Below are 4643 nucleotides of genomic sequence, written 5' to 3' on the forward strand. Positions count from 1 at the left end.
AGAGACGATGTGGTTGATAGGCCGGGAGTGGAAGTACAGTGATGTATGGAGCGGACCGGTACTAATAGACCGAGGACTTGACTTAAGCAAGTATGCAAGACTATGTATGGCCTTTGATTCGCAGATACTTTTCTTTGTGGTTGTCAGGGTATGACCCTGAATAATTCAGTAGCGATAGCTGCGGGGATCCACCTGTTCCCATGCCGAACACAGCAGTTAAGCCCGCAAACGCCGAAAGTACTTGGGTGGAAGCGCCCTGGGAGGATAGGAAGCCGCTGATTGAAAGCCAGCATGCCGTAATGGTATGCTGGTGTTTTTTTTGTCTGGATATTGCCTATCCGGACATAGTTATCCGTAATCTTTTTCTGGTTGTGCATATTGGGTGGGGGGATAAAACGGAGGAACCTTCATTGACAGTGTATGGAAAACATGACATAATTAATTAGATATGCCTTAACACAAAGGCTTTCCGTATATGGCACGGGGAGCTTTTTTGATATGGGAGGAATAATATGGCAGATAATAGAATTATTGCAGCATTGGATGTTCATTCATTAGATGATATGCAAAGAATTGTGAAAATGTTGGGAGAGAATATTTCTTTTTATAAGGTTGGCATGGAATTATTTTATAGTGCTGGACCAGACTCTGTTCGATATTTGAAAGATCAGGGGAAAAAAGTTTTTCTCGATTTAAAAGTTCATGATATTCCTAATACGGTAGATCAGAGTTTAAGAGCTCTCGTAAGATTGGGAGCGGATTTTATGACCTTGCATGGAACTGGCGGCGAAGCCATGATGCTGGCTGCTGCAGAAGCTGTGAAAAATGAAGCAGAAAAACTGCAAATATCTTCACCGCAATTGTTGGCAGTTACTGTATTGACTAGTTTCGATGAAAGAAGCTGGCAGCAGGTTGGAGGTGCAGTACCGCTTAAAGATGCAGTGAAACGGTTGGCTATCTTAGCTAAAAAATCTGGTATTGATGGAGTCGTGGCATCGCCGCATGAAGCGATGGATATTCGTAAATGCTGTGGGGATGATTTCCTTATTGTTACGCCAGGCATCCGACCAGCATTTGCGCAAATAAATGATCAGAAACGTATAGCGACTCCTGCACAGGCGTTACTTTGCGGAGCTTCCCATCTTGTCATTGGGAGGCCCATTATGAAAGCAAGCGATCCAGCGTTGGCCGTTGAAAAAATCATAGAAGAAATTCAGGGGGTATGATTGTATGATGACAGAAGCAGAAGTTAAACAATTATTAGTAGATACAAAGGCTGTATTGGAAGGTCATTTCTTATTGACATCTGGATTGCACAGCCCATTATATGTGGAAAAATTCAATGTATTGCAACATCCGGAGTATACGGAAAAACTTTGTAAAGAACTGGCAGAACGGTTTCGGGATAAACAAGTTGAACTTGTTATTGGTCCCATGACAGGTGGGATTTTACTTGCGCATGAATGTGGCAAGGCTTTGGGAACACGTGCTATTTTTACAGAAAGAGAAAAAGGTGTGATGACCTTACGGCGAGGATTTTGTATTGAACCAGGGACACGCGTACTCATTGTTGAAGATATTGTTACTACTGGAGGGTCAGTGCAAGAGGTTGTTAATGTTGTGAAACGTAGTGGGGGTGTCATTGTGGGCGTGGGGCTTTTGGTTGATCGCAGTGGAGGTAAGGCTGAGTTTGGAGTGCCAAAAGAAGATATTCAGGCATTGCTTCACTTGACAGTGCCTACATATAAACCGGAAGAATGTCCTATGTGCAAACAGAAAATTCCGATGACAGAACGTGGCAGTCACCACATAAAATAATATATTAGGAGATGTATGTATGGACTTATTATTTGCGATTCTTCCATTTTTTAATGCCGGGCTTGTCGGCTCTATAACAGCCCGTATTACCGGAATCAACATGAGTATGTGTGTGTTGATGGTTATACTTTACATGGGGGCTACCCCGGTGGAGGCAATAGTTGTTATGTTGACTTTTAACACATATACATATTTTACGATTTATTCTCAAGAACATCGTATTAGTTTTAAAAATTTTACTTTTTTTCCAGGAATACGTATTGTTATTCCTATTCTTCTTACGATAGCAGGCATTGCAATACAGCCTTTTATGGGAATTACATTTTTTGTGGCTATATTTTTATTAGAAATTTTTGCTATGATATATAAGCAAATGGAACCTAAAATACGTCCATCAATCAGAGAATTGCTGATTATGTGCGGTATTGCTTCTATACTTGTTGTAATTGGTTTGACTCTGGTGCAGTTTATTCCTAAAGAATGGTATTTTGCCTTTGATGGCATTGTTATTATTGGGGTTGCTTATTTTATGTGGGCTGTGGGAGACCGTAATGCCATGCAGTCTATTTGGGATAAACTTTTGTATGGTGCTGCATTTATAACTGGAATTACGGGGATAGATGCTTCTGATTGGCTAGGAGCTATGCACCGCAATAACCGTTCCGTGTTATGCCGTTGTTATCCGATTGTCATTAATACTGCACAAGTAGCGGCGTTGCTGGTATCTTTTGTTTTGTACCGTTATTTTTCTCTGGGATCCTTATTTACAACGATTGGAGCCGCTATTGGAGTTCGGCTGTTCGGCGTCTATGTGCCATCAGATAAAGGGAAGTTTTCTTATTTGGCGTTGGGATTAACTGTTTTAGCGGTGCTTATATTTATGTTAACACAGCCAGTCCCTTCGGGATTTCCGGAACTACCGCTTTTTTCGCAGGATACGTTCTGATAAATTGTACATTTTTTATAGACAAAAACACAGATATCCATCTTTTTGGATGAAAATCTGTGTTTTTTTATTTATATATGAATATCAATGTCGGAGCGTAATAAGATATACCGTAGTTAAAATACAAATAAAACCCAAAAAATCAGCAAGACGAAAGGGGGTATTAAGCCAAAAAAAAGAAGAGAAAGCAGCAGATACGGGTTCTAATGTTCCTATAAAAGTGGCTTTTACGGGACCAATATCACCAACACCGCGCAAAAATAATGTAAAGGAAGCAACCGTACCAATCAGCACAATAAAGATAATAGCTACTATTCCGTATATATCTAAAGAAACTGAGGCAGTCCAAGGGTGAGAGACAGAAGATAATAAGATGCCGCCTATAAGCATAGCACAACCATTGACTGGGATAGTACCCCACTTTACAATCAGACGGTTCGGAAGAATAGTATAAATTACGGAGCCTATAGCTGCACCAATTCCCCAAAATAATCCTTGGGGAGAAAGAAGCATATGAGAAGGTGTGCCTCCTGTTGCAATGAGGAAGACCCCAATAAGTGCTAAAACAACAGAAATATTTTCTCGTAGTGTCGGTAAGCGGCGAAAATGGAAACAAGATAAGAATGCCATCATAATCACATTTAGCGTTTGCAGTATAGTGGCTGTTCCAGAATTAGAATATTGAATAGCAGATAAATACGTAATTTGACATAATAACAGACCGCAAACTGCAAATAAAAAAAGACGAAACCAATTTTGGCGAGTTTGTAATAAGTCAAACAATTGTTTACGTTGACTTGAAAGTGCAAATAATAAGAGGATAGCACCAGCCCCCAGCAGACGGCAATTTGTCAGAAAAATAGCATCAATATGATAATTAGAAAAAAGGTATTGTCCGCAAGTACCTGATATTCCCCAGCTCAAGGAGCCAAGTACAGTGCAAAGCATCCCTCGTTTGAAATTTTCTTCAACCATAGAATACATTCCTTTCATAGCAATGTATTTATTATATCAAATGAGCTAATCTTGTAAAGTTATCGCGGTAAAGTTACAATAGAATTAAAAACATAGAAATGGGAGAAAGTACAATGACAGAAAAAGAACGTATGCTGTCAGGACAATTATATAAATTTCCAGACAGTGAATTAAATGCTTTATTATTTCGTTCTAGAAAATTACAGCGACTCATTGCCGAATGTAAAGAAGGAGAAATAGATCGGAAAAATAGTTTATATAAACAATTATTAGGTTGTGTGGGAAAGAAATTTTGGATAGGCTCACCGTTTTATTGTGACTATGGAAGTAATATTTATATTGGTGAAAATTTTGTTGCTAATTATGATTGTATTATGCTTGATGTTTGCCCCATTACGATAGGTAATAATGTTTTGCTGGGGCCGCGCGTATCTATTTATACGGCAATGCATCCGCTGGATGCTGCTGTGCGTGATACTCGTGTTGAGTACGGAAAACCAGTAAAAATTGGCGACAGTGTTTGGATTGGAGGCAGTACAATTATTAACCCTGGCGTTACCATTGGAAATCGGGCGGTCATTGGATCGGGATCGGTAGTTACTAAAGATATTTCGGACAATGTTATTGCTGCGGGTAATCCTTGCCGTATATTGCGTTCCTTGACAGAAGAAGATCGACTTTATTGGGAAGGGCGGCTGAAAATATATGAAAGCAGTAAAAAAAATATATAGGATGATAGCAACTCTTAGCTGGACGCAGACAGTGTGATTGGCAGCCTTTGCAGGAATTTATGATACCACCTTAATATTTGTAGGTTTGTCAAACATATGTTACACAGTAGCAAGAAAAGAACGAAGGACTTCGTTAGGAGATTTCCAAGCCAGAGGACGCATAGGAAAATTAT

At 39.6% G+C, this 4643-nt stretch carries 5 protein-coding genes and 2 rRNA genes; 6 read left to right on the forward strand and 1 reads right to left on the reverse strand.

All coding sequences use genetic code 11. The annotated features are described in order from the left end of the window. The 5 genes from BLR11_RS13690 to BLR11_RS13710 form a co-directional block, all read left to right on the forward strand. Positions 1-85 (forward strand): 23S ribosomal RNA (locus BLR11_RS13690); the annotation flags it as partial. A 79-nt stretch (positions 86-164) separates the two neighbouring features. Then, positions 165-281, forward strand: a 5S ribosomal RNA gene (rrf, locus tag BLR11_RS13695). Between the two features lie 231 nt (positions 282-512). Beyond that, a complete protein-coding gene (gene pyrF / locus BLR11_RS13700) occupies positions 513-1226 on the forward strand; it encodes an orotidine-5'-phosphate decarboxylase (protein ID WP_091653218.1) in 714 nt (237 codons plus the stop codon). Between the two features lie 4 nt (positions 1227-1230). Further along, complete coding sequence (gene pyrE, locus BLR11_RS13705) at positions 1231-1818, forward strand: orotate phosphoribosyltransferase (RefSeq protein WP_091653221.1); 588 nt, start codon at positions 1231-1233, stop codon at positions 1816-1818. Between the two features lie 19 nt (positions 1819-1837). Next, complete coding sequence (locus BLR11_RS13710) at positions 1838-2764, forward strand: hypothetical protein (protein ID WP_091653223.1); 927 nt, start codon at positions 1838-1840, stop codon at positions 2762-2764. A gap of 84 nt (positions 2765-2848) precedes the next feature. On the opposite strand, the gene BLR11_RS13715 is transcribed toward BLR11_RS13710, so the two are convergent. Next, a complete protein-coding gene (locus BLR11_RS13715) occupies positions 2849-3739 on the reverse strand; it encodes a DMT family transporter (protein WP_176763017.1) in 891 nt (296 codons plus the stop codon). 113 nt (positions 3740-3852) lie between these two features. Here BLR11_RS13715 and BLR11_RS14695 point away from each other — a divergent pair, with 113 nt between their 5' ends. After that, positions 3853-4470, forward strand: a complete 618-nt coding sequence (locus tag BLR11_RS14695) for a sugar O-acetyltransferase (protein ID WP_091653229.1) — start codon at positions 3853-3855, stop codon at positions 4468-4470. Positions 4471-4643: the final 173 nt, after the last annotated feature.

Origin of the sequence: Megasphaera paucivorans (genome assembly GCF_900103535.1) — a bacterium.
GTDB classification, from domain to species: domain Bacteria; phylum Bacillota; class Negativicutes; order Veillonellales; family Megasphaeraceae; genus Megasphaera_A; species Megasphaera_A paucivorans.

What these genes read in the sequence shown, in the direction of transcription:
- pyrE (WP_091653221.1), top strand. Translation starts at nt 1,231, where the DNA reads ATGATGACAGAAGCAGAAGTTAAACAATTATTAGTAGATACAAAGGCT.
- pyrF (WP_091653218.1), top strand. Translation starts at nt 513, where the DNA reads ATGGCAGATAATAGAATTATTGCAGCATTGGATGTTCATTCATTAGAT.
- BLR11_RS13710 (WP_091653223.1), top strand. Translation starts at nt 1,838, where the DNA reads ATGGACTTATTATTTGCGATTCTTCCATTTTTTAATGCCGGGCTTGTC.
- BLR11_RS13715 (WP_176763017.1), bottom strand. Translation starts at nt 3,739, where the DNA reads ATGGTTGAAGAAAATTTCAAACGAGGGATGCTTTGCACTGTACTTGGC.
- BLR11_RS14695 (WP_091653229.1), top strand. Translation starts at nt 3,853, where the DNA reads ATGACAGAAAAAGAACGTATGCTGTCAGGACAATTATATAAATTTCCA.